Origin of the sequence: Pseudoalteromonas sp. L1, assembly GCF_021728095.1 — a bacterium.
GTDB lineage: Bacteria > Pseudomonadota > Gammaproteobacteria > Enterobacterales > Alteromonadaceae > Pseudoalteromonas.
In genome coordinates, this window is sequence record NZ_JAKKCT010000003.1 from 567,841 (window position 1) to 591,702 (window position 23,862).

23 protein-coding genes are annotated in these 23,862 nt (G+C 40.9%); 10 read left to right on the forward strand and 13 right to left on the reverse strand.

What is annotated here, in order from left to right; genetic code table 11:
• Window positions 1–105: 105 nt before the first annotated feature.
• Window positions 106–1,458, forward strand: coding sequence for a M14 metallopeptidase family protein (locus tag L3V38_RS12660; protein ID WP_237119632.1), 1,353 nt, complete (start codon window positions 106–108; stop codon window positions 1,456–1,458).
• 39 nt (window positions 1,459–1,497) lie between these two features.
• Here L3V38_RS12660 and nqrM read toward each other — a convergent pair whose 3' ends face one another.
• From nqrM to L3V38_RS12715, 11 genes are all read right to left on the reverse strand, one after another.
• On the reverse strand, window positions 1,498–1,710 hold the full coding sequence (nqrM, locus tag L3V38_RS12665; protein WP_055020649.1) for a (Na+)-NQR maturation NqrM: 213 nt from the start codon (window positions 1,708–1,710) through the stop codon (window positions 1,498–1,500).
• A gap of 79 nt (window positions 1,711–1,789) precedes the next feature.
• Window positions 1,790–2,821, reverse strand: a complete 1,032-nt coding sequence (locus L3V38_RS12670) for an FAD:protein FMN transferase (protein WP_130151025.1) — start codon at window positions 2,819–2,821, stop codon at window positions 1,790–1,792.
• A gap of 112 nt (window positions 2,822–2,933) precedes the next feature.
• Entirely contained in the window at window positions 2,934–4,160 is a 1,227-nt protein-coding gene (nqrF, locus tag L3V38_RS12675) for an NADH:ubiquinone reductase (Na(+)-transporting) subunit F (RefSeq protein ID WP_130052183.1), read from the reverse strand.
• Between the two features lie 19 nt (window positions 4,161–4,179).
• Window positions 4,180–4,788 carry an NADH:ubiquinone reductase (Na(+)-transporting) subunit E gene (gene nqrE / locus L3V38_RS12680; RefSeq protein ID WP_016708692.1) on the reverse strand — a complete coding sequence of 203 codons (609 nt, stop codon included), beginning with the start codon at window positions 4,786–4,788 and terminating at the stop codon, window positions 4,180–4,182.
• A gap of 10 nt (window positions 4,789–4,798) precedes the next feature.
• Window positions 4,799–5,431 (reverse strand): NADH:ubiquinone reductase (Na(+)-transporting) subunit D, encoded by a 633-nt coding sequence (locus L3V38_RS12685; protein ID WP_054554281.1) that lies wholly within the window; start codon window positions 5,429–5,431, stop codon window positions 4,799–4,801.
• Entirely contained in the window at window positions 5,431–6,183 is a 753-nt protein-coding gene (locus tag L3V38_RS12690) for a Na(+)-translocating NADH-quinone reductase subunit C (RefSeq protein ID WP_237119633.1), read from the reverse strand. Before L3V38_RS12690 ends, L3V38_RS12685 begins: the two co-directional genes overlap by 1 nt.
• The gene (locus L3V38_RS12695) at window positions 6,176–7,378 is read right to left on the reverse strand and encodes an NADH:ubiquinone reductase (Na(+)-transporting) subunit B (RefSeq protein ID WP_062570263.1); all 1,203 of its coding nucleotides are present in this window, start codon (window positions 7,376–7,378) and stop codon (window positions 6,176–6,178) included. The genes L3V38_RS12690 and L3V38_RS12695 overlap by 8 nt, the downstream gene beginning before the upstream one ends.
• A gap of 4 nt (window positions 7,379–7,382) precedes the next feature.
• Window positions 7,383–8,726: a Na(+)-translocating NADH-quinone reductase subunit A gene (locus tag L3V38_RS12700; protein ID WP_237119666.1), complete on the reverse strand. Its 1,344-nt coding sequence runs from the start codon at window positions 8,724–8,726 to the stop codon at window positions 7,383–7,385.
• A gap of 349 nt (window positions 8,727–9,075) precedes the next feature.
• Window positions 9,076–10,269 (reverse strand): enoyl-ACP reductase FabV, encoded by a 1,194-nt coding sequence (gene fabV / locus L3V38_RS12705; RefSeq protein WP_237119634.1) that lies wholly within the window; start codon window positions 10,267–10,269, stop codon window positions 9,076–9,078.
• A gap of 110 nt (window positions 10,270–10,379) precedes the next feature.
• Window positions 10,380–10,691, reverse strand: coding sequence for a BolA/IbaG family iron-sulfur metabolism protein (locus tag L3V38_RS12710; protein WP_130151021.1), 312 nt, complete (start codon window positions 10,689–10,691; stop codon window positions 10,380–10,382).
• A gap of 73 nt (window positions 10,692–10,764) precedes the next feature.
• On the reverse strand, window positions 10,765–11,352 hold the full coding sequence (locus L3V38_RS12715) for an alpha-ketoglutarate-dependent dioxygenase AlkB (RefSeq protein ID WP_237119635.1): 588 nt from the start codon (window positions 11,350–11,352) through the stop codon (window positions 10,765–10,767).
• A gap of 42 nt (window positions 11,353–11,394) precedes the next feature.
• On the opposite strand from L3V38_RS12715, the gene L3V38_RS12720 reads away from it, so the two are divergent.
• From L3V38_RS12720 to L3V38_RS12735, 4 genes are read left to right on the forward strand one after another with little or no spacing between them, the layout of a single operon-like run.
• Window positions 11,395–12,528, forward strand: a complete 1,134-nt coding sequence (locus tag L3V38_RS12720; RefSeq protein ID WP_237119667.1) for a methyltransferase — start codon at window positions 11,395–11,397, stop codon at window positions 12,526–12,528.
• Between the two features lie 13 nt (window positions 12,529–12,541).
• Entirely contained in the window at window positions 12,542–13,093 is a 552-nt protein-coding gene (locus tag L3V38_RS12725; protein ID WP_130151019.1) for a YajG family lipoprotein, read from the forward strand.
• 2 nt (window positions 13,094–13,095) lie between these two features.
• Window positions 13,096–13,716, forward strand: coding sequence for a peptidylprolyl isomerase (locus L3V38_RS12730; protein WP_237119636.1), 621 nt, complete (start codon window positions 13,096–13,098; stop codon window positions 13,714–13,716).
• Window positions 13,717–13,758: 42 nt separating this feature from the next.
• Entirely contained in the window at window positions 13,759–15,138 is a 1,380-nt protein-coding gene (locus L3V38_RS12735; RefSeq protein WP_237119637.1) for an MFS transporter, read from the forward strand.
• Between the two features lie 104 nt (window positions 15,139–15,242).
• Here L3V38_RS12735 and L3V38_RS12740 read toward each other — a convergent pair whose 3' ends face one another.
• Both L3V38_RS12740 and erpA read right to left on the reverse strand, forming a co-directional pair.
• The gene (locus tag L3V38_RS12740; RefSeq protein WP_130151017.1) at window positions 15,243–15,482 is read right to left on the reverse strand and encodes a helix-turn-helix transcriptional regulator; all 240 of its coding nucleotides are present in this window, start codon (window positions 15,480–15,482) and stop codon (window positions 15,243–15,245) included.
• A 726-nt stretch (window positions 15,483–16,208) separates the two neighbouring features.
• On the reverse strand, window positions 16,209–16,547 hold the full coding sequence (gene erpA / locus L3V38_RS12745) for an iron-sulfur cluster insertion protein ErpA (protein WP_062570256.1): 339 nt from the start codon (window positions 16,545–16,547) through the stop codon (window positions 16,209–16,211).
• Between the two features lie 179 nt (window positions 16,548–16,726).
• Here erpA and L3V38_RS12750 point away from each other — a divergent pair, with 179 nt between their 5' ends.
• The 5 genes from L3V38_RS12750 (at window position 16,727) to hemL (ending at window position 23,823) form a co-directional block, all read left to right on the forward strand.
• Entirely contained in the window at window positions 16,727–19,108 is a 2,382-nt protein-coding gene (locus tag L3V38_RS12750) for a diguanylate cyclase (RefSeq protein ID WP_237119638.1), read from the forward strand.
• A 102-nt stretch (window positions 19,109–19,210) separates the two neighbouring features.
• Complete coding sequence (locus L3V38_RS12755; protein WP_062570254.1) at window positions 19,211–20,893, forward strand: chloride channel protein; 1,683 nt, start codon at window positions 19,211–19,213, stop codon at window positions 20,891–20,893.
• 21 nt (window positions 20,894–20,914) lie between these two features.
• Entirely contained in the window at window positions 20,915–21,349 is a 435-nt protein-coding gene (locus tag L3V38_RS12760; RefSeq protein ID WP_237119639.1) for a CopD family protein, read from the forward strand.
• Window positions 21,350–21,453: 104 nt separating this feature from the next.
• Entirely contained in the window at window positions 21,454–22,470 is a 1,017-nt protein-coding gene (locus L3V38_RS12765) for an aspartate carbamoyltransferase (protein ID WP_237119640.1), read from the forward strand.
• 72 nt (window positions 22,471–22,542) lie between these two features.
• On the forward strand, window positions 22,543–23,823 hold the full coding sequence (hemL, locus tag L3V38_RS12770) for a glutamate-1-semialdehyde 2,1-aminomutase (protein WP_237119641.1): 1,281 nt from the start codon (window positions 22,543–22,545) through the stop codon (window positions 23,821–23,823).
• Window positions 23,824–23,862 lie beyond the last annotated feature (39 nt).

Genomic DNA, 23,862 nt, shown 5'->3' on the forward strand with positions numbered 1-23,862 from the left:
GTTAAAAAGAATAAAAGCAAGAAGATAAGGTTGAACAAAGGTTAGCCAAACGAATGTAAATATAATATTCTTAGCATTAAAATAAAAAGGAATAAAGGATATCTTATGCGGGGCTGTATACTTGCCATGACTTTGCTAATCAGTACACCAATAATTGCCACTGAAATTGAAAATAACGAGGTTGATGGTTTTGATAAAGCAGCGATTAATCTCACAGATATAAAACCTGTTTTAAATCGCATAGCCAAGCATCCTGCAATTACACTACAGCAACTCGGTAGGTCGTACCACAGTCAACCCATTTACGCTCTTGATATAGGCTCTGGCACCACAAAAGTGATGATGTGGAGTCAAATGCATGGTGATGAAAACACGGCCACCGCTGCACTTATGGATTTTCTTGATTTTATAACTTTGCCCGAAAACGCTAACTGGCTACAAAGCTGGCAAGACAAACTAACGCTCAGGATTATTCCCATGATTAATCCTGACGGTGCCAAAGCTCAAACGCGTCACAATGCACAAGGTATCGACCTAAACCGCGATGCAAAAGCATTGAGGACCCCAGAGGGGCAAACACTCATGCGTGCCGCTAAGGAGTTTAAACCTGACTTTGGCTTTAACTTGCATGATCAGAACGCGTATTACGGTGCAGGAAAAAAAGGGAATCAAGCTACTATTTCTGTACTCGCCCCTGCCTATAATGATGCAAGAGAGATTAATACTAGCCGTGGCGAAGCCATGCAGCTTATCGCTCACTTAGCTAAAACAATTGAAACGATGATCCCAGGGCACCTAGCAAAGTATAACGACAGTTACTCGTGTCGAAGCTTTGGTGATACATTTTCCGAAATGGGTATTCGCACTATATTAATTGAATCAGGTGCTTACCCGAACGACCCTCATCGCCAAGTTGCGCGAAAAGTAAATCGTGTACTTTATAAAGAGATAATCGATACACTACAAAATGGCACGTGGAAAGCAGCCAGCATTAACCAATACAATGCAATTCCTTTTAATGCTAGTAATAACTGGGTCGATCTACTTATTGATGATGTGAATGTACAGAGCCATTACGGTGATTACAAAATAGATATAGCCATTAATAACAAAGGCAATGCACCACGTATCAAAGAGCTGGGAGATATAAGTAGCATTCGCCGTGGCTACACTCAAATAGATGCCAACAAGCTCGTTTATAACCCAGGTAAAGGTTTTTCTTTAACAGAACCAATTAAGCTTAATAAGAGGCATTATAAAGAGCTATTAAAGCAAGGTTATAGCTGCTTTTCAGGGGATTTCGCGAAACTCGATAACCGTTCCCACTGGCCAGTTTACTGGTGCCAAGGCGCATTTGATTCGCAACCTAAATTGCACGCCTCAGCGGCATTCTTACTTTACCAAGGACAAACCATAAAATACGCAGTACTAGGTTCAGAACTCATAAAACTCAATTAATAAACATTAAAAAAGCGCCTAAAGGCGCTTTTTTTGTGGTTAAAGAATTTGATTCTCTTTCCAGACTTGTTCTTTTGCCATGCGCTTTTTGCGCTTGTCACACGGGTCGTCGCAGTCGCAGGCTTTGTCGATACCAACAGCACCTAGGCCGCCACAACTACTGGCCATAGATTTCTTTTGCACAATCATACCAACAGCCATCGCTGCCACAATTAAAATAAGTAGACCAAATGTAAGAAGAAAAAGTGACATTGCTTTGCCCCTATTGTTCAGCAATAAAATTGAGCCCAACCTGTTGGGCTGTATGCATTATAAACTGCTTCTTGCCCTGCTACAAATAAGGTTTAAAAGCAGGGCTTGAATAAGTGACTAAGCCATTGTCTGACTTACCAATTAAATATACCGGCAGACTATGTTCTTCAGCATATTTTTGGGCACGATCCATCCCCATAACTGTCAATGCTGTTGCTAAGCCATCAGCCGTCATTGCTGAAGGATGCAATACTGTGACCGACACTAAGTCATGACGACTTGGCATACCTGTTACAGGATCAATTAAGTGACTATATGTCACACCATCCATTTCATAAAAAATTCTGTAGTCACCTGATGTGGCAATACCATTGGTACCTGGTTCAATCACTTTATGTACTTTACGCACGCCAGGCTCTGCATCTGGCTGTTCAATTGCAATTTTCCATGTGATGTTGCTTGGCTTAATACCCGATACACGCAGCTCACCACCTATCTCAACCATATAATTTGTTAAGCCGTGGCTTTCAATAACCTCAGCAACTTTATCTATGCCATAGCCTTTTGCCGTAGCCGAAAACGACAGTTCTAAACCGTCTATCGTTTTCATTAGGCCTGAATCTGTTAATTCAAGCTTATCAACACCAATCTTTTCAATCATCGCCGCCAGGGCTTCATCAGTCGGGCGTTTAGTTGGCTTTTTATCTGGGCCAAAGCCCCATAAGTCAATAAGTGGCCCCATTGTCACATCAAGGGTTTTTGTTGATTCCCCAAGGCGAATTGACTCAGCCACAACCTTACGAAAATCATCACTAACCGGCATAACTTCACCTGCGGGCAAGCGATTAAATTGATTAATTTCTGAATCTGGAATGTACGTCGACATAGATTGGTTTACATCTTTGAGTGCTTGCTTAATTTCAGAATGTAAATCAGCCCCTGCTAGTTTAGAAGGTTCAGCAAATACCTTGATGTGATAAGTCGTTCCCATGGTTTTGCCTTCAAAATAAAGCTCCTCAGCTTTATCTGCTTGGCTACAACCTGCCATGAGTAAAGTAATAGTTAGTAGAAAAAAGGCCATCAAGCCTTGGCGATAAAACACTTTATTCATAGCACTCACCTTTAGGATACCGTGACGTTGGTATAAAAATAAAAAAAGCCTCGTAACACTAAGTGCTACGAGGCTTGTATTCTAACCAAAACTTATTGTTTTGTGTATGGTGTTAGCCACCGAAGTCATCTAATAAGATGTTTTCGTCTTCTACACCTAAATCTTTAAGCATGTTGATAACAGCCGCGTTCATCATTGGAGGACCACACATGTAGAACTCACAATCTTCTGGTGCTTCATGATCTTTCAAGTAGTTTTCATAAAGTACGTTATGGATGAAGCCTGTGTAACCTTCCCAGTTATCTTCTGGTTGTGGATCAGACAGTGCTGTATGCCATACGAAGTTATCGTTTTCTGCTGCTAAGCCGTCGAAATCTTCTACGTAGAACATTTCACGCTTAGAACGCGCACCATACCAGAAGCTCATCTTACGCTTAGATTGTAAACGCTTAAGTTGGTCAAAGATATGTGAACGCATTGGTGCCATACCTGCACCACCACCTACGAATACCATTTCTGCATCAGTGTCTTTCGCGAAGAACTCACCGAATGGGCCAGAAATAGTTACTTTATCACCTTCTTTTAATGACCAAATGTACGAAGACATTTTACCACATGGAAGGCTTAGGTCTCTTGGCGGCGGCGTAGCGATACGCACGTTAAGCATGATGATGCCTTCTTCTTCTGGGTAGTTAGCCATAGAGTATGCACGAATTGTTTCGTCGTCTACTTTAGACTCCAGATCGAAGAAACCGAAGTGGTTCCAGTCGCCACGATACTCTTCTGGAATATCGAAATCAGCGTATTTAACGTGGTGAGCTGGTGCTTCAATTTGAATATAACCACCGGCACGGAAAGGTACTGACTCGCCATCAGGAATTTGTAACTTAAGTTCCTTGATGAACGTTGCCTTGTTATCGTTAGAGATAACAGTACAGTCCCACTTCTTAACACCGAAAATTGACTCTTCAAGTTCAATTTCCATGTCGTTCTTAACATTTACCTGACACGCTAAACGGCAGCCTTCACGCGCTTCACCTTTAGAGATGTGATCAAGTTCTGTTGGTAAGATATCGCCGCCACCTTCTTTGATGTGTACACGACACTGACCACAAGAGCCACCGCCACCACATGCAGATGAAACGAAGATACCTGAATCAGCTAGCGCGCCTAATAGCTTGCTACCTGCTGATGTTTTAATAGCTTTTTCTGGGTCGCCATTAATTCCGATGATGATATCGCCGCTTGCTACTAATTTAGATTTAGCACCAATGATAACTAAAACTAAAATAACAACGATAGCGATGAAAACACCAACGCCTAAGAAAATCTCATTCATGATTTATCCTCGCTACCTATTAAAGTGAAATACCAGAGAATGACATAAAGCCAAGACCCATAAGACCAACAGTGATGAAAGTAATACCTAAACCACGTAAGCCATCAGGAACGTCTGAATACTTCATTTTTTCACGGATACCAGCAAGTAAAGTAATTGCTAGTGCCCAGCCCACACCTGAACCGATACCATAAACAACAGACTCACCGAAGTTATAGTTACGCTCAACCATGAAAGATACCGCACCGAAGATCGCACAGTTAACTGTGATCAGTGGTAAGAAGATACCTAACGCGTTGTAAAGTGCAGGGAAGAACTTATCTAATGCCATTTCAAGAATTTGTACCAGTGCTGCAATAACACCGATGAACGTCAAGAAACGTAAGAAGCTAAGGTCTGCTTCTGGGTAGCCAAGCCACTCTAATGCTCCTGGTGCAAGAACAGCGTGATAAACCAAGTTATTTACTGGTACTGAAATACCTAGTACCACGATAACTGCCACACCTAGGCCGATTGACGTTGTTACTTTCTTTGATACAGCAAGGAAAGTACACATACCTAGGAAGAAGGCTAAAGCTAAGTTTTCAATGAAAACCGCTTTTACAAATAAACTAATATAATGTTCCACTGCTCGCCCCTTACGCTTTTGCTTCTACTTGGTCTTTCTTGAAGGTACGAAGTACCCAGATGAATAAACCAATAATGAAGAATGCACTCGGTGGTAAAATCAATAGACCCATTGGTTGATACCAGCCACCGTTTTGTACAAGTGGGATAATATCAACACCGAATAGTGAACCTTTACCGAATAACTCACGGATGAAACCAACAGTTAGTAGTACTACTGAGTAGCCTAAACCATTACCGATGCCATCTAAGAAAGACATTAACGGTGGTGACTTCATTGCGTATGCTTCAGCACGACCCATTACGATACAGTTAGTAATGATTAGACCAACGAATACTGAAAGCTCTTTTGCCGTTGCATAAGAGAATGCTTGCAATACCTGATCAACCACGATTACTAATGATGCAATAATCGTCATTTGCACGATAATACGCACAGATGATGGGATGTGGTTACGAATTGACGAAATAAACAAGCTTGAGAATGCTGTTACAAGTGTCAATGCGATTGACATGATAAGTGCATTTTTTAAGCTTGATGTTACCGCTAGCGCAGAACAAATACCAAGTACTTGTAGTGCGATTGGGTTATTTGCGAATACCGGACCAAACAGGACCGACTTCATTTCTTTAGTATCAGCCATTATTTCAACGCTCCTTCACGTACTTTCGCAAGGAATGGACCAAAGCCATGCTCGCCAGTCCAGAAGTCAACTGTATGATCAACACCATTTGAAGTTAATGTTGCGCCAGAAAGACCATCGATTTGATGTTCATTGCTTGCACCACTTTTCATGATATTGATTGGTAACTCTTTACCTTGCCATTTAGCAGTCCACTGTGGATTTTGAATTTCACCACCTAGACCAGGCGTTTCGTTGTGCTTGAAGAAATTGATGTTCTTAACAGTTTCACCATCACTCTCAAGCGCTAAGAAGCCATACATTACACCCCAAAGGCCATAACCTTGGATAGGTAGAATGATTGCATCAGTAGAACCATCTGCTTTTTTCGAGATATAAACAGGTGAATTCTTAGTCATGCGTTGAATACCCGCGATGTCTTTAATTCCCTCTTCTTTCAACGCAAAGCTACGCGCTTGGTCGAATTTAGTTTTCTCGAAATCAAATGAGTTAGGATCTGCACCCTCAACAAATTCACCAGTATCCATATCTACAACGCGCGCTTCAATTTTGCCATTGAAAGTCTCTGACACAGAGCCTTCAACGTCAATGTCAGCTGCCGCTAGGATATTACGTTGAATATCTTGAGTTTTGTTAGCTTGCTGTAAAGGACGAAGCTGAACTGAAGCAAACGATACGATGATTGCACACACTAAACATAGTGCAACAACAACGGTTAGCGTTTTGCCGATTGATTCGTTATTACTAGACATTACGTGCCAACCTCCGCTTGATATTAGCTTGCACTACAAAGTGATCGAATAATGGTGCAAATAAGTTAGCAAATAAGATTGCTAGCATCATACCTTCTGGGAATGCCGGGTTAACAACACGGATCATTACAACCATAAAGCCGATTAACGCACCGTAAGCGAACTTACCTTTGTCTGTGAATGATGCAGATACTGGGTCTGTTGCCATAAAGAACATACCAAATGCAAAACCACCAAGCACTAAGTGCCAGTGCCAAGGCATCGCAAATACTGCGTTAGTTTCAGAACCAACTGTATTTAGTAAGAATGCCGTTGCAACCATACCTAGGAATACACCTAGCACGATACGCCATGAAGCAATACGCACATAAATCAGGAATAAACCACCGATTAATAATGCTAATGTTGACGTTTCACCTACAGAACCTTGAATGAAACCGTAGAACGCATTCCACCATAGTTCCATGTTGCTGTAATCAAGTGAACCAACGAACGCTTGGCCTAGCATAGTTGCGCCAGAGAATGAATCTACCGCAGTCCATACTGTGTCACCTGAAATTTGCGCAGGGTATGCGAAGAATAAGAACGCACGACCAGCAAGCGCAGGGTTAAGGAAGTTACGACCTGTACCACCAAAGATTTCTTTAGCGATTACAACACCAAACGTAATACCTAATGCAACTTGCCATAAAGGAATTGTTGCCGGCAGAATGAGTGCGAATAATACAGATGTTACGAAGAAACCTTCATTTACTTCGTGCTTACGCACAGAAGCGAATAGTACTTCCCAGAAACCACCCACAGCAAACGTTACTGCGTATATTGGTAGGAAGAAGCAGGCCCCGTAAAACATTTTCGCGCCCCAACCAGAGTCAGCAGTTAATTCACCGCCAAATAGTTGGAACAGACCAACTTGCCATGTGTTTGCCAGTTCAAAACCTTGCGCTAATGCACCCGCGGCCTGATGACCGATGTTGAACATACCAAAGAACATTGCAGGGAACGTCGCCATCCACACTAAAATCATCATACGTTTTAGGTCGATGTTATCGCGAACGTGTGTTTTGCCTTTATTTACATAACCAGGCGTATAGAAAATAGTTGCAGCAGCTTCGTAAAGCGCATACCACTTTTCATGTTTACCACCCGGTTCAAAATGCGGCTCAATATCTTCTAGAAATTTCTTTAAACCCATCTCTCTAGCCTTCCTTCTCGATCGTAGTCAAGCAATCGCGCAGGATTGAACCGTACTCGTATTTACCTGGACAAACGAAAGTACATAACGCTAAATCTTCTTCATCAAGCTCTAGCGCACCTAACGAAATTGCACCATCAAGATCACGTGCGATTAAATCACGTAATAATAGTGTAGGTAAGATGTCTAAAGGCATAACACGCTCATAACTACCAATTGGTACCATGGCACGGTTCGAACCACCTGTAGAAGTCGTCATGTTAAATAGACGGCTCGGAGTCAGGTGAGATAAGAAGGTACGTGTTACAGAGAACTTATTAGCACCAGGCGCAATCCAACCGAAGAATTCTTTTTCGCGACCTTCAAGTAATACAGATACTTGTACATGGTAACGACCTAAGAAAGCATGTGGACCTTGTGAAGTAGCGCCTGAAAGCACTGAACCAGAAATTACACGGTTATCACCGTCTTCTAATTCGCCAGCAACTAAATCATCTAATGATGCACCTAATTGAGTTTTTACTAAGCGTGGGTTTTTAACACGCGGACCAGCAAGCGAAACTACACGGTCTGTGAAGATTTCACCTGTCAGGAATAAGTTACCAAACGCAATAACGTCTTGGTAGCCTAAGTGCCAAACCTGTTTGCTAGCAGAAACTGGGTCTAAATGATGAATGTGTGTACCAACAAGGCCAGCCGGGTGTTTGCCACCAAACTCATGTACTTCTACTTGAGGGATTGATGAACTAGGCACTTGGCTACCAGCTTGTTTACAAACAAATACTTTGCCGTCAGTTAAACGAGATACCACAGCTAAACCGGCTTCAAATGCTGCAGTGTTTTCAGCAATGATTACTGCAGGATCTGCAGCTAGCGGGTTAGTGTCGATAGCCGTTACAAAGATTGAGCTAGGATTTGCATCCAAAGCCGCTACTCTGCTGAATGGGCGAGCACGTAGTGCTGTCCATTGACCTGACTGAACTAGTACTTCTTTCACTTTTTCACGGTCTAAGCTTGAAAGCTCGTCGGCCTTGAAAGAGTCAAAGGTGATTTGCTCACTGCCATTAACTTCAATAACAACAGATTGCAGCACACGTTTAGCACCACGATTAATTTCTTTAACTACCCCAGAAGCTGGTGCAGTAAATAAGACGCCTGGGTTCTTTTTGTCTTCAAAAAGTACCTGGCCTTTTTTGACTTGGTCATCCACACGAACATGCATGGTTGGACGCATACCAATAAATTCTTCACCTAGCACAGCTACACGTTTGACGGCAGAACCATCATGAATAACTTGCTGAGGTGCGCCCTCTATGGGTAAATCCAGACCTTTTTTTATGTTGATCATACGCACTTGCATTACATTAACGGAAAGAAACTGAAAAATCGTACCAACCACGTCGCTTCTTGATATGCTCAAGTTAAGTTCTTAGTATCTAAAAACAGCTTGTTTCACACCTAAACAAGCAACGCAGTAAACTCCTCACATATATTGCCCGAATTTTAACATCAATCAGGGTGACTATGCGAGAGCAAATATGAAATTTATACGACTGATGTGGTTATTTAGACTACAAAAAACCATTTGAATTAATTTCAATATAGACCAAAGTGCTATTGATGCCGTTTTATTTTCTCTTAAAAACAAAAAAGCCGCTTAAAAAAGCGACTTTTCCAAAACCAGTGTTATTTAATCACTAGTCAATCAGCTGCGAAATCGCCACATCAGGATTCACATCTTGTTCGTAATCTACGCTATCAATACCAAAACCGAATAAACGTAAAAACTCATTGTGGTAACCCACATAATCCGTTAATTCGTCAATGGTGTCTGTGTCTACCGTATCCCACACTTTTTGAACACGAGCTTGCACATCGTCTTCTAACTCTTTGTAGTTTTGGAATAAATGACCGCCGTCATCGAAACGTGGCGTTTCGCCGTAAAGGTTTTCAGTGAATAGCGCATGGATTTGTTCAATGGTACCTTCGTATGTGCCGTCTGCTTTCATTACTTTGAATAACGCAGAGATATATAAAGGCATGATAGGAATTGCTGAACTTGCTTGAGTCACAACTGCATTTAATGAAGAAACATACGCTTCACCATTTAAGCCTTTTGTAGACTCTTTGATTGCTTGTGTTGCACGGTCTAGGTCTTCTTTTGCTTTACCAATCGTTGCGTGACCGTAAATTGGCCATGTTAACTCTTTACCAATGTAGGTGTAAGCTGTTGTTTTGAAGTTATCAGCAAGGACATCGGCTGCTTTTAATGCGTCAATCCACATTTCCCAATCTTCACCGCCCATTACTTTGATTGTATTGTCGATGTCTTCTTGGCTTGCCGCTTCAACGGTTACTTCATCAATCACACGCTTAGACGTATTTAAGTTTTTTGTTGTGATATCTGAGCCAATTGGCTTAAGCGTTGATGAGTATGTCTCACCTGTATTTGGATCAGTGCGACGAGGAGACGCTAAGCTGTAGATAACTAAATCAATTTTACCTAAGTCAGCTTTAATCGTATCAATTGCTTTTTGCTTGATTTCATTAGAAAACGCATCGCCATTGATATTTTTAGACCAAAGACCCGCGTCTTCAGCAGCTGCTTGGAATGCCGCAGTATTATACCAACCCGCTGAGCCTGTTTTACGCTCGCTACCTTCTTTTTCAAAGAAGATGCCTAAAGTCTTAGCGCCACCACCGAATGCAGCTGTAATACGTGATGCCAAACCATAACCAGTAGAGGCACCAATTACTAATACATTTTTAGGTGCATTGCTCAGTGGCCCCTGTGCTTTCACATAATTAATTTGTTCTTGTACATGCTCAGCACACCCTACTGGATGCGCGTTAGTGCAGATAAATCCACGAATTTTAGGCTTAATGACCATTGATCATCCTATATCTATCACAATAAAAATTAGCGCTAGTTTAAAGGCTAATAGTTAAAATACAGGTCTGATCAGTAATATAAGTATAAATTACTAATCAAACCATACGATTAATCGAACTTCGAACCACCCAAACATTTCGGTGATTCAGGAGCCTGCCCTTGCTGTGCAGAAAACTCATCGGGCGTAAAAGTATGAATCGCCAATGCATGTATATGATTCGCTAATTCATCTTGTAATAATTCATTAATTTGACGGTGACGTGCAAGTAAACGCTTACCAGCGAACTCTTCGCTCACCACAATTACCTTAAAGTGTGATTCTGTGCCACGACTATGCATATGGCTTTCATTGACAACATTTAGGTGCTTACATTCAATACCCGCTGCGAGCTTTTCCTCAATTTGTTGTTGCATTGACATGTGTCATAGACCTTTAATAGCAAAATAATTGGTCGTCACTATATCAAGGGGATGACTCATTTTACCAATAATTTTATATTATCGAGCGAAAGGTTAAGTTAATACGGGGATGCATTAGCCTTTGCTGCTTTGGCAAGCTGTGTTGATAGTCACGTTGACTAAAGCCATTCATTATTAAGCAGCTACCACTTTGCAGCACAATACTTTGTTTTTCATTACTGTGTTTGTGCTTAATTTTAAATACCCGCTCAGCCCCCAGTGAAATGGACACAATAGTCGGCTGCTCACCAAGCTCTTTTTCATCATCACTATGCCATCCCATACAATCTTGACCGTCACGATATAAATTGACCAATAACGCATTAAATGGAATGTGTAATTGTTGGGATAAGCGCCTTCGCATTGCATCAAGCACCTTAGGCCAAGGTTCAACCACAAGCTGTGTGCCTGAATAAGCATAGTTAATCTGCTTATCAGCGATAAAGCATTGCAAACGAGGAATAGGATGGGTTTTACCAAATACAGTGATATTGGGCTGTTGCCAATTTAAATGTTGCTGTAAAAAATAAAACAAATCGAGACTTTTTTGAGCACTCAACGCTTTCTGTTGATAATAAAACCCTTCAGGTAAATGATTAGGCTTGGCGTTTGGCTGTTGCATGTTAGAATTTACCCATACTTAAATACTTATCCTAAAACCATGATGACCACCCAAGTACAACTCGGCGATAATACCTATACCCTAGAACGTTTTCCATTAGATCAAAAAAATCGCAGCCTACAAGCTTGGGACTCTGCCGATGAGTACCTTGTCACTTATGTAAGGGAGCATCATGCGCAGGCAAATTCAATCCTGATTTTAAATGACAGCTTTGGTGCATTGGCTTGTGCGTTTAATCAATTAACCACTTATTCAGTTAATGATTCGTATATTAGTCATCAAGCAACCTATTACAATTTACAAGCAAATGGCTTAGAAACAAGCTCATTGACGCAATTAAACTCTTTAGAGGCATTACCAAACAAGGTTGATTTAGTGATCTTAAAAGTGCCACGAAATTTAGGCTATTTACAACATCAACTTGCTGCAATCAGTGCCGCGTTACCTAAAGATGTTGACATAATTGCAGCAGGAAAAACCAAAGACATTCATAACTCGACAATTAAAGCGTTTAGCCAATTCATTGGCGAAACATCAACAAGTTTAGCCGTTAAAAAATCTCGCTTAATCATCAGTAAAACGAGCCAACTCAATAAACAAGCTGCATTTCCTGTAAGCTGGCCACTTGAAGGCTGTGAGTTTGATATTCAAAATCACGCCAATGTTTTTTCGCGTGATTCTTTAGATATTGGCGCTCGCTTTTTCTTTAACTACTTGCCACAAACCAGTAAAGCACGCCACATCATTGATTTAGGCTGTGGCAATGGCGTTGTTGGACTGATGACACTCAAACGCTGCCCCAAAGCACATGTAACCTTTGTTGATGAATCATACATGGCAGTTGAATCTGCACGCCTAAATATACAAAGTAATTTACCTGAGCAATTAGCTAACTGTGAATTTATTCAAAATGATTGTTTAACAGATTTTGAGCCGCAAAGTGCAGATCTTGTTTTGTGCAACCCCCCCTTTCATCAAGCGCAAGCTGTCACAGATCACATTGCTTGGCAGATGTTTAAACAAGCTAAGCAGGCACTTAAACAAGGTGGTGAATTAAGAATAATAGGTAATCGTCACCTCGATTATCATGAAAAACTAAAACGCATGTTCGGCAACTGTAAACTATTAGGTTCAAATAAAAAGTTTGTTGTTTTAAGTGCAAAAAAGACAACTTAATGGAGCAATATAAATGAAAAAAATACTTCTTTTAAGCATGTTAGTTGCGCTAACAGCGTGTAGTAACCAACCTAACCAACTGATCTTAAACCCTGTTTATAAAAGCGGTAAGGTTGCCTCAATCAATGCAAATATCAGTACCAGCGTCATTGATTTGCGTGGTGATAATGTAACCCTAAAAATTATTGAATCAGATAAAGTAAAAACCCTGGCAAGTCCAGGCCTGACTGAGTCAGTAAAAAGCACACTTGATAGCGCCCTTAGCCGAAATGGTGCCAGTATTTCTAATCTTGCGACAACACGATTTGAATTAGATATTCACGCATTACAAGCGATCGTCACTGAAAAAATGATGACACACACGAGTCATGCCAATATTGAGCTGGGTATTCGCGTAATAAGAAGTAATAGTAACTTTAGTAAAGTTTACCGCGGCAGTGCAAACCTTGAAGGGCCATTAAGACACGATAGAGCAAAAATTGAGAGTCAGCTGAATAAGTTGACTGAACAACTAATTACCCGCATTGTATCTGACCCAGAATTAATCGCTTATTTGGAAGGTTAACTATGAAGCGCATTTTTATACTTAGTTTTATCTTACTGTTCAGCCAGAACACCTTTTGTGCAACTGAGGGTAAGTTCATCCAAAAAGACAACATGTTTCCTCGTGTCGAAATTGTCACCACACTCGGTAGCATCATCGTAGAAATGGACCGTTCTCGCGCTCCTATCACAGTCAACAACTTCTTAACTTATGTCGCTGATGGTAGCTATAAAGGGAGTGTATTTCATCGTGTAGAACGTGATGAAGACAACGAACGAGATTTCGTTATTCAAGGCGGTGGCTACGATAAAGATTACGATGGTCTACACGAATACGACCCTATCTTTAATGAGAGCGGTAATGGTTTAAAAAATGATATGTATAGCATCGCCATGGCTTATCAAGACAGACAACCGCACTCAGGGACACGCCAGTTCTTTTTTAATATGGATGATAATGATCATTTAAACCCAGGTCGTGACTGGGGGTTTGCTGTATTTGGCATGGTTATGGATGGCTATGAAACGTTGGATAAAATTATGCGCGTGGAAACAGCTTATAACGAAAAAATAGGTTACAGCTTTGTACCCAAAACGCCTGTGGTTATCTTAAATGTAAAAATGATTGAACCCACTGCACTATAAAAATAACAAGCGAACTCATCGCCCCACTCACATGGCAGTACTATGACAAAGACGCTTTCTGTTTCAGAGTATTTTTCGTACTTTAAAGACAAACGCTTAATCAATATTTTTCTGTTCGGGATCAGCAGTGGCTTTCCGTGGGTACTCATTGGTTCTGTCATGTCTGCATGGCTAAAAGATGAAGGCCTCAGCCGAAGTATGATTGGCCTATTTGGCATTGTATTTGGGGCGTACAGCATTAACTTTTTATGGTCACCTTTAGTTGACCGTGTAAAACTGCCAGTTTTATTTAAGTGGCTTGGTCAGCGTCGCAGCTGGATTTTACTCTGCCAGTCAGTCATTTTTATAGGCACCTTTTCACTTGCAGGGCTCGATATCAAAGCGAATCTTTGGTTTGCCGCCGCACTGTGCTTAGTCATTGCGGTTGCCTCTGCGACTCAAGACATCGCCATTGATGCGTTTCGTATCGATACTTTAAGTGAAAATGAAAGCCATAAAGCCACGGCAGCTGCCGCCATGGCAACATCAGGTTGGTGGAGTGGTTATGCTTTACTAGGAGCACTCCCCTTCTACATGGCTGATATCCCCTCTATTGATTGGCCCCAAGTTTACTTTTTCTTATCCGTTATCATGCTGCTATTAATGGGTAGTGTACTTTGGGCAAAAGAGCCCGAATCAAATCGTGAAGTTATTCAGGCTGAACTTGAGTCTACCTATCAGCAAAAGCTTATGGGTGTAGAACAAACGCGATTTGCAAAAATAATTGCTTGGTTAGCGGTCACCGTGTTTGATCCATTTAGAACCTTTTTTGCACGCAATGGTGTAAAAACAGCGCTCGCACTTTTAGCGTTTATCTTCCTATTTAAAATTGGCGAAGCCTTCCTTGGGCGAATGTCGATTGTGTTTTATAAAGAAGTGGGCTTTAGCAACAGTGACATTGCCACCTTCTCAAAAGTAGGCACTGCAATTCTTACCATCGCTTTTACTTTCGTCGGTAGCCTATTCAATCAACGCTACGGTATCGTAAAAGGCTTATTCATTAGCGGCATTGCTATGGCAGCGTCTAACCTTGCATTTGCTTGGATTGCTATTGCAGGCCCTAAATTAAGCCTCTATGCCTTTGCAATTATCATTGACGGATTTACACAGGCCTGGTCACTGGTTGCAATGGTCGCCTTTATTTCTATGCTGTGTGATCGCGCCTTTAGTGCAACTCATTATGCACTTTTAGCGTCACTTGGAAACTTAGGCAGAACACTCCTGTCTAGTTACAGTGGTGTTGTGATAGATGATTGGCTTTTAGGTAACTGGGCACTGTTTTTTGTGCTAACAGCGCTCATGGTAATTCCTTCGCTGGTATTTTTATTCTTAATCCGCCACAAGCTTTATGCGTTAGAGAACAATTATCATCGAGATAATTAACAAAAAATATAAAGGTGTGATTGGTATTTACCGAAAAGTGAGGATGACTATTTAGTGCATCCATGCACTAATTGTATTACTAAAAATGTATTAGTAACAGCAAATTAAGCGTCTTTTAATAGGTTAAGACCTTCGTATGGGTCTACTTCCAAAGCATCACAGTAACGCATAAACTCAATAACATCTAAACGACGTTCTTGGTTTTCAATTTTACCAATGAATGAATGTGGCGTTCCTAAAACTTGAGCAAGGCTGCGCATTGTATGGCCTTTCTCATGGCGTTTTGTTTTAAGCCACTTCGTTAGTTTTGAGTTTTCGTCAGAAGAAACTGTTTTACCCATCATAAAAATACATCTCCTACTAGATGATTTGAGTTAATTAATTAAAGAGTGAAATTTTGCCCGTCTCACTCTTGGACACATTATATACTAATAATTTTTTCTGTGAATTAATAATTATACAAATGTCCACGTTTCAGGTATAGACTGCTTTGCTTGGCAAGTCTAGTTTTAAAGCTAAAATTAAAGCAGATGCTCTATAATTAGTTATTTAACTGTACCAAAAAATTGATCAATTGGAACCGTGTTAAATATAAAATATAGCTTTTAAAATTGCATACTTATGCTTAAAGTGTACGTAAATACTGAAAAAGGCTAGAAAATGTTCCGAATATTATTTTTGTTGCCAATTGTACTATGTGTCATCTGGTACCTATTTTTAAAGCAAAATCGTATACCAATTAAACAAGGAAAAAGAGGATTCATGTATATTTTAATCGCCTCTGCACTGGTATTAGGCTTTTTCTTATTAATGATTCAGGTTACTCAAAGCTAGTAGGGCTAACATTAATAAGCCTCCCCCTGCCAATAATACTTATTAACGAAACCCAGCTTCACTGTATCGTCATATACAAAAGGAGAGCGTTGCTACTAACGCTGTTTTCATTTTAAAAAGTTTTTCTAAGGGAAAAGCCAAAGCCATTGCTAAGATCTGCACTAAGAATAAAGGCAGGATGGTGTAGAAATAAAGGCAATAAAAAAGCCACATCACGTGGCTTTTCATATAATCGGTTAAACGCTGAAACTAGCTCCGCATCCACAGGTTGTTGTAGCGTTGGGGTTGTTTACAAAAAAACGTGCCCCTTCAAGTCCTTCAGTGTAGTCGACCGTCCCATCAACCAAATACTGAATACTCATAGGATCAATGACTAAAGTAACGCCATTCTTTACAATTTCTAAATCACCAGGGTTGGCTTTTTCATCAAAAGTAAAACCATATTGGAAACCCGAACACCCACCACCTGTTACATAAACACGTAGTTTTAGATCTGGATTTTCTTCTTCTTCAATTAACTGTTTAACACGAACAGCAGCTGCGTCACTGAACTTAATTGGCAACTCTTCAGACATACCAAACCCCTCAAAATCTATAATACTGTAATTATCTAATACCCGAGTATTTTAATCAAGTATCGACTGTCGGCTGAAAAGTATTTTCAGGTACGCATTGGCTAAGCTATCTGCATTGAACTAATGTTAATTTGTACGACTTTTTAATTATTTAAAGTAAGCGGTGAGGGATCATCATAGTGATTGACCATTTAAGGCTTCATTTCATAAACTCTGACTTAGATAGTGCGCAAATAATCCCTGCACAGTACGATGTTTTGCTTGTTATAGCCTCAGTTCTTACTGCCGTTTTCGCCTCTTATGTTTCTTTTTTACTTTCTGCTCGAATCAAAAGCTCACACCTTAAAAATGAAAGTTTAGTATGGACGATAATGGCGGCCTGCTTTTTGGGTATCGGTATTTGGGGCATGCATTTTATAGGTATGCTTGCTTATAGATTACCGATAAACGTAGAGTACAACACCACAATCACCTTGGTATCAGTACTGCCAAGTGTGTTTGCCAGTTATATCGTGCTTTCAACTTCACTGAGCAACATAAAAGGACTTATTTTTCGAAGTGTTCTTATGGGAGCTGGGATTGGCAGTATGCACTTTGTTGGTATGATGGCAATGATGATGCCCGCTCATATGGCTTATGAGCCAAGGTTGTTTTCATTATCAATTTTTGTAGCAATCATTCTTTCTGGCATTGCTCTAAAAATAAATGACCTCCGACAAGCCCAAAAAACACATCAAGTACGCATGAATATGCTCGTTGCTGTTATTATGGGTAGCGCTATTTCCGGTATGCATTATATCGGTATGATCTCTATGTCGGTCTATACAACTGAGCAAACTGTTTATGTTACAAATCACGATAGTTCAACGCTTGCTCAGCTTGTTATTTCTGTACTATTGGTGTTAAGCCTTTTAGTACTGAGTGTTGTGGAACTTAGAGCGAGAAGCTTGCTCTCAGCTAAACTAAAAGCGGTACTAAATACAGTCCAAGATGTTGTGATTAGCTTTGATAGCACAGGTATCATCGAATTTGCTAACCCTGCTGTTTTACCTGTTTTTGGCTATCAACCAAATGAGTTAATCGGTAAGCACATCTATACACTTATCGCAGATAAATCAGCTGAACTCGAGCTAATCTTAAACACCGAATCAACAACGCTCCAGCAATCAAATAGCTTTAGTAAAAGCAGATTATTAAATGCTCTTAGAGCGAACCAAAGCGCATTTCCAATTACCATGACAATCAGCTCAATAGGCAACAAAGATATGGGTCCGTACGTTGCCACAATTAAAGATTTGAGTGACATCCACAACCAAGAAGCATTCACCCAAACCATATTCGATAACCTACCTATCATGTTGTTTGTGAAAGAAGCTAAACACTTAACATTTAGTCATGTAAATAAGGCTGGCGAGCAACTATTAGGAAAAACAAAAGAGCAATTGATAGGCCTCAACGATTTTGACATTTTTAATAATGAAGACGCACTAAGTTATGCGCAAACAGATCGCGATGTACTCACAAGTAGTGATATTCTCACAGTTGATGAAAAGCCTATTACAATTGATGGCCGAACTCACTACCTTCGCACCCGTAAGCTCTCTATTAAAGATAGCCATGGTAAAGCACAGTATCTGCTCGATGTTTCAGAAGACGTCACTGAGCTTGAGCAAGCTAAAACCGAACTTGAAAACTTACACCAACGCATGGCAATGGCCGCAGATGCAGCCCACATAGGTATTTGGGAGTGGAACTTTGAAACCAACGAACTGATATGGGATGACTGGATGCACACCCTGTTTGAGATCCCTAAATCTCAGTTTAATGGTAATTATGCCGCATGGGCTAATACGCTTCACCCTGATGAATACGAAGCCGTTACAAATAAACTTAAACTAGCGGTGCTCAATAATGAGGAATTTCATGCTGAATTTCAGATTGTTCTTCCCAGTGGACAAATTCGTTATATAAATGCCGATGGTAGAATCTACGGAAACCGAATGATTGGTGTTAATTTTGATATCACCAAACGAGTTTTAGCTGAGCAAAAGATCAGACAACTAGCTCAAACTGATCACCTCACAGGTTTAGCTAACCGCAGTGCATTAAGTAAATTCCTAAAGCATGAGTTTGCTCGTATAGAACGAACAGGCACAAAAGTAGGCTGTTTATACTTTGATCTTGATAAATTTAAACCTATTAACGATACCTATGGTCATTTAATAGGTGATTTTGTACTTGTAGAGATCGCAAAACGATTACAAGAAACTGCGCGAAAAACAGATTGTACAGCCCGTATCGGTGGTGATGAGTTTGTTGTAGTCATCACAGATATTGAAAATAAAGAACAAATAAATCGTGCTCTTACTAGACTAATCAATGCTATAGAAACACCCATAGCCTGTGAAGTAGGTTATTTACAAGTAGGTGCAAGTGTAGGTTATGCAGTCTATCCAGACGATGCTAAATCTCTCGATGAACTCCTTAAAAAAGCCGATGAGCAAATGTATAAACAAAAGCGAGATTGTTCACTTAAAAAAACCACGATGAATACCCCGTAACTTTATACATCCGTTTAAAGAAGATAATTTTGCAAAATCACAAGGACTTAGTGAATTTGATTTGCTAAACTTGCGGCTCTAAGGTGCGGTGAGGAAAAATGCATGTGGCTTGAAACGCTGAGGCGTCGTCTAGCAAAGCCTAAAACATCTGTGCAATTGTGCTTACTAGGAGTTTGCGCAGGATTAATTGCGGCAGTACTGATTATATTATTCCGCCTCACAATTATGTTTTTTCAAAGTCTTTTTTTGGAAAAGCCCGATGACTTCTCTACCTTAGACACGCTAGAGCGCGTACTTCTTCCTATTGGTGCTGCCTTAGTCATCGCTTTATTTGCAGCACTAACGGGTTTTAAACATTACCGTTTAGGTATTCCTTTCGTTATCCACCGTATAAAAAAGCATTATGGTCATATGCCACTGTATAACACAGTCAATCAATTTGTTGGTGGGGCACTGGCTCTAATCAGTGGTTTTTCTGTTGGCCGAGAAGGCCCTTCTGTTCATATGGGGGCAACCGGTGCAAGCTTATTAGCAGATAAACTACATTTACCCCATAATGCCATGCGCACACTCAGCGGCTGTGGTGTTGCTGCGGGCATTGCCGCCTCGTTTAATACCCCGCTTGCTGCCGTTATTTTTGTAATGGAAGTAGTGCTAAGAGAATACAAAGTACATATTTTTGTGCCTATTATGCTCGCAGCGGTTACAGGTGCCCTTGCCACTCAATTTGTCTTTGGTGACGCATCGGAACTTGCACTTATCACTATGAACCCGCTTAGTGGCTGGCACTATCCTTTTTTAATTATTTTTGGCATGGCACTAGGTGCAGTCGCTTATGCATTTAATCAAAATTTAATGTTGATTATTCGCACTTTTAAACCGCTAAGTATGTTTCCTCGCTTATTACTTGCAGGCTTAATTGCAGGGCTAATCGCCTACATGGTGCCTCATGCAATGGGCTCTGGTATGAGTGCTATCACTATTGCCATTGAATCCCCTGATGATGTGCAATTTTTAACAACAATTTTAATCGCTAAATTACTTGCCACATTATTTGCAATTGGTCTGGGGATCCCAGGCGGTATTATTGGCCCCGTGATTGGTTTAGGCGTATTAATGGGTACCTTAATGGCATTTTTTGCCCAATTTATAAGCCCTGGAACTGATATTGCGGGTACCTATAGCATGCTTGGCATGGCTGGCTTATTAGCGGCCACCCTGCACGCCCCTCTTGCAGCACTAACAACGGTGATGGAGCTTACATCTAGTCCAGAAATTATTGTTCCTGCTATGTTAGTCATTTCTTCTGCGTATGTTACTGCTCTGCAATTTTTTGGCAATCGTTCTATCTTTATGCAGCAACTAGACTTTCAAGGGCTTGAATATCAAATATCCCCAGCAACCGAAGCGCTACAAAAGGTTGGAGTAATGGAAGAAATGGATGAGCAATTTAAACTGCTATACAGCGATGATAAAGAGCAAATAAAAGAGTCATTAGACGCTTTGGATAGTCAAACGCCATTGATTGTTCATGATGATGAAAATGGCTATCGCCTTGCAGAGTATGACTTAAGCCTAATGTCTGACCAAAGTAGTAATATAAAGTATGTCAGTTTGAATGGTTTAAGTAGCCAAGCAACACTTGCCGATGCATTTGATCTATTAAAAGATAAACGTAGTGGCGCTGTATATATTTATAACCTACTGGATAACCAGCAAATTATGGGGCTTTTGCGTTGGGATCAAATCAGGCATATCCTTACCATACGTAACAGCTTGCTATAACAACTAAAAATGGACACAACAATGAGCGCGCTATTAGTTTACAAAACTTTTCATATATTTTTTATGATTGCTTGGTTTGCGGGGATTTTTTATCTTCCTCGCTTGTTTGTATACCACGCAATGAGTGAAGAAAAAGCCTGCAACTCGATGCTAAAAGTAATGGAGCGCCGTTTACTGTTTTTTGTGACGCCGTTTGCCGTTTTAACACTCGTGTTTGGCGTACTGACCATTTTTGAATATGGCCGAGATTGGTTTAGATACAGTATGTGGCTGCACTACAAACTCGTGTTAGTGATTATCCTCTATATCTATCATGGCTACTGTTTCAAATTACTGGCTGACTTTAAACATGATCGTAATACTCGCAGCGATCGTTTTTATCGTATTTTTAATGAAGTCCCAGTACTTATTCTATTAGCAATAGTCGCACTAGCAATTATCAAACCTAGCTTATAATTTGCTGCTGTGTACGCTAAAAATTTGCTATAGTACGGCGCAAATTTATGCGGCCTCCCATATAGAGAGCCGGCGCCTTAATAAATGTGATTAGGAACAGCCCCATGTTAAGTTTCCAAGGTGAAAATATTCTGTCGGTTAATCAGCTTGACCGCGATTGTATTGAACGTATTTTTGCAGTTGCTAAAAAGATGGAGCCTTATGCTAAAAAGCAAAAGCGCACCAATGTATTAGAAGGCGCTATTTTAGCAAACCTATTCTTTGAACCAAGTACACGTACTCGCGTAAGCTTCGGTACGGCATTTAACTTACTGGGTGGTTTGGTTCGCGAAACAACGGGCATGCAAAGCTCAGCTTTAGCCAAAGGCGAATCGTTATATGACACCGCACGCGTTATCTCAGCATATGCTGATGCCGTTGCGATGCGTCACCCTGATTCAGGATCAGTTGCGGAGTTTGCAACCGGTTGTGATGTACCTGTCATCAATGGTGGTGACGGCGCAAATGAACACCCAACTCAAGCCTTACTTGACTTATTAACGATTGAACGTGAACTTGGCCGTTTCAACCAAGGTATCGACGGTATGCATATTGCCCTAGTGGGTGATTTAAAATATGGCCGTACTGTGCACTCTTTATCTAAATTACTGTGCCATTATAAAGACGTGAAGTTCTCTATGGTGGCACCTGATGGCTTACAAATGCCAGACTACATTTTAGATGCTGTTGATAACGCAGGTCATAAAATTCAAGTCGTTGATAAAATGGAAGGCAACTTGGCGGCCGATATTGTGTATCAAACCCGTATCCAAGAAGAGCGCTTCCCTTCACAAGAAGAAGCGAACAAATACCGTGGTGGTTTTCGTATCAGCCAAGCAATTTACAACGCACACTGTAAGCCAAACTCTGTACTGATGCACCCACTACCTCGTGACAGCCGTTTAGAAGCAAACGAGCTTGATAACGATTTAAATAGCAACGACAACCTAGCAATTTTCCGCCAAGTTCAAAACGGTGTGTTAATTCGCATGGCGTTGTTTGCTCTAACCTTAGATGTTGCCGACAAAGTTGAGCAATATGAAGTCGACGTGCCTTGGTTTAGCCGTAAGCGTAATAGCTAATACGCTTCATTCTGGGCTCTTTGAGCCCTTGCAAACCAACTCATTTAACGTGACAACCCAATAGGACTATTCATGACAATTAGCCAAGATCTTTTTAATCGCGCGCAAGAATCAATCCCAGGCGGTGTTAACTCACCAGTTCGTGCCTTCAATGGCGTTGGCGGTACTCCTTTATTCATCACTAAAGCAGAAGGCCCTTTTACCTTTGATGCTGATGGTAACCGTTATATCGATTACGTTGGTTCATGGGGACCCATGATCATGGGCCATAACCACCCAGCTATTAAACAAGCGGTATTAGAAGCCGTTGAAAATGGCTTAAGCTATGGTGCGCCAACAGAAACTGAAATCTTAATGGCCGAAAAAGTAAAAGAGCTTGTACCATCAATCGAAAAAGTACGTATGGTAAGCTCAGGTACTGAAGCAACAATGAGTGCAATTCGCTTAGCCCGTGGTTTCACTGGCCGTGACAAAATCTTAAAGTTTGAAGGCTGTTATCATGGTCATGCCGACTCGCTACTAGTAAAAGCAGGCTCAGGTGCGCTGACTATGGGCGTACCGAATTCACCAGGTATTCCTGAAGATTTTGCTAAGCACACCTTAACTGTGTCGTTTAACAACCTTGATGAAGTAAAAGCAATTTTCGCAAAATACGCTGACGACATTGCTTGTATCATCGTTGAGCCAGTTGCCGGCAACATGAACTGCATTCCTCCTGTACCTGGCTTCTTAGAAGGTTTGCGTGAGGTGTGTGATGAATACAAATCAGTACTTATTTTTGATGAAGTAATGACTGGTTTCCGTGTTGCTTTAGGCGGCGCGCAAGCTTACTACAACATCAAACCAGACCTCACATGTTTAGGTAAAGTGATCGGTGGCGGTATGCCAGTCGGTGCATTTGGTGGTAAGAAAGAAATCATGGATTACATCGCACCAGTAGGGCCAGTTTATCAAGCGGGTACGTTATCAGGTAACCCAATTGCCATGGCTGCAGGCTTAAAATCTTTAGAGCTTTTAAGTGCTGAAGGCCTACACGATGAACTTGAAGCAAAGAGCAAAGCAATTTGTGAAGGCTTTGAAGCCGCTGCCAAAAAAGCAGGCATTGCACTTACAACAAACTACGCTGGCGGTATGTACGGCTTCTTCTTTACTGACAAAGAAAAAGTAACGAGCTATCAACAAGCCACTGAGTGTGATTTAGAGCGCTTCAAAAAGTTCTTCCACTTAATGCTTGAAGAAGGCGTTTACCTTGCTCCTTCAGCATTTGAAGCAGGCTTTGTATGTGCAGAGCATTCAGAGCAAGAAATTAGCGACACCATAGCAGCGGCAGAACGCGCATTCGCGAAGCTATAAAATATAATTAGACAAAAAAGCCCGCAAGGGCTTTTTTTA

What these genes read in the sequence shown, in the direction of transcription:
- L3V38_RS12660 (WP_237119632.1), top strand. Translation starts at nt 106, where the DNA reads ATGCGGGGCTGTATACTTGCCATGACTTTGCTAATCAGTACACCAATA.
- nqrM (WP_055020649.1), bottom strand. Translation starts at nt 1,710, where the DNA reads ATGTCACTTTTTCTTCTTACATTTGGTCTACTTATTTTAATTGTGGCA.
- L3V38_RS12670 (WP_130151025.1), bottom strand. Translation starts at nt 2,821, where the DNA reads ATGAATAAAGTGTTTTATCGCCAAGGCTTGATGGCCTTTTTTCTACTA.
- nqrF (WP_130052183.1), bottom strand. Translation starts at nt 4,160, where the DNA reads ATGAATGAGATTTTCTTAGGCGTTGGTGTTTTCATCGCTATCGTTGTT.
- L3V38_RS12685 (WP_054554281.1), bottom strand. Translation starts at nt 5,431, where the DNA reads ATGGCTGATACTAAAGAAATGAAGTCGGTCCTGTTTGGTCCGGTATTC.
- L3V38_RS12690 (WP_237119633.1), bottom strand. Translation starts at nt 6,183, where the DNA reads ATGTCTAGTAATAACGAATCAATCGGCAAAACGCTAACCGTTGTTGTT.
- L3V38_RS12695 (WP_062570263.1), bottom strand. Translation starts at nt 7,378, where the DNA reads ATGGGTTTAAAGAAATTTCTAGAAGATATTGAGCCGCATTTTGAACCG.
- L3V38_RS12700 (WP_237119666.1), bottom strand. Translation starts at nt 8,726, where the DNA reads ATGATCAACATAAAAAAAGGTCTGGATTTACCCATAGAGGGCGCACCT.
- fabV (WP_237119634.1), bottom strand. Translation starts at nt 10,269, where the DNA reads ATGGTCATTAAGCCTAAAATTCGTGGATTTATCTGCACTAACGCGCAT.
- L3V38_RS12710 (WP_130151021.1), bottom strand. Translation starts at nt 10,691, where the DNA reads ATGTCAATGCAACAACAAATTGAGGAAAAGCTCGCAGCGGGTATTGAA.
- L3V38_RS12715 (WP_237119635.1), bottom strand. Translation starts at nt 11,352, where the DNA reads ATGCAACAGCCAAACGCCAAGCCTAATCATTTACCTGAAGGGTTTTAT.
- L3V38_RS12720 (WP_237119667.1), top strand. Translation starts at nt 11,395, where the DNA reads ATGACCACCCAAGTACAACTCGGCGATAATACCTATACCCTAGAACGT.
- L3V38_RS12725 (WP_130151019.1), top strand. Translation starts at nt 12,542, where the DNA reads ATGAAAAAAATACTTCTTTTAAGCATGTTAGTTGCGCTAACAGCGTGT.
- L3V38_RS12730 (WP_237119636.1), top strand. Translation starts at nt 13,096, where the DNA reads ATGAAGCGCATTTTTATACTTAGTTTTATCTTACTGTTCAGCCAGAAC.
- L3V38_RS12735 (WP_237119637.1), top strand. Translation starts at nt 13,759, where the DNA reads ATGACAAAGACGCTTTCTGTTTCAGAGTATTTTTCGTACTTTAAAGAC.
- L3V38_RS12740 (WP_130151017.1), bottom strand. Translation starts at nt 15,482, where the DNA reads ATGATGGGTAAAACAGTTTCTTCTGACGAAAACTCAAAACTAACGAAG.
- erpA (WP_062570256.1), bottom strand. Translation starts at nt 16,547, where the DNA reads ATGTCTGAAGAGTTGCCAATTAAGTTCAGTGACGCAGCTGCTGTTCGT.
- L3V38_RS12755 (WP_062570254.1), top strand. Translation starts at nt 19,211, where the DNA reads ATGTGGCTTGAAACGCTGAGGCGTCGTCTAGCAAAGCCTAAAACATCT.
- L3V38_RS12760 (WP_237119639.1), top strand. Translation starts at nt 20,915, where the DNA reads ATGAGCGCGCTATTAGTTTACAAAACTTTTCATATATTTTTTATGATT.
- L3V38_RS12765 (WP_237119640.1), top strand. Translation starts at nt 21,454, where the DNA reads ATGTTAAGTTTCCAAGGTGAAAATATTCTGTCGGTTAATCAGCTTGAC.
- hemL (WP_237119641.1), top strand. Translation starts at nt 22,543, where the DNA reads ATGACAATTAGCCAAGATCTTTTTAATCGCGCGCAAGAATCAATCCCA.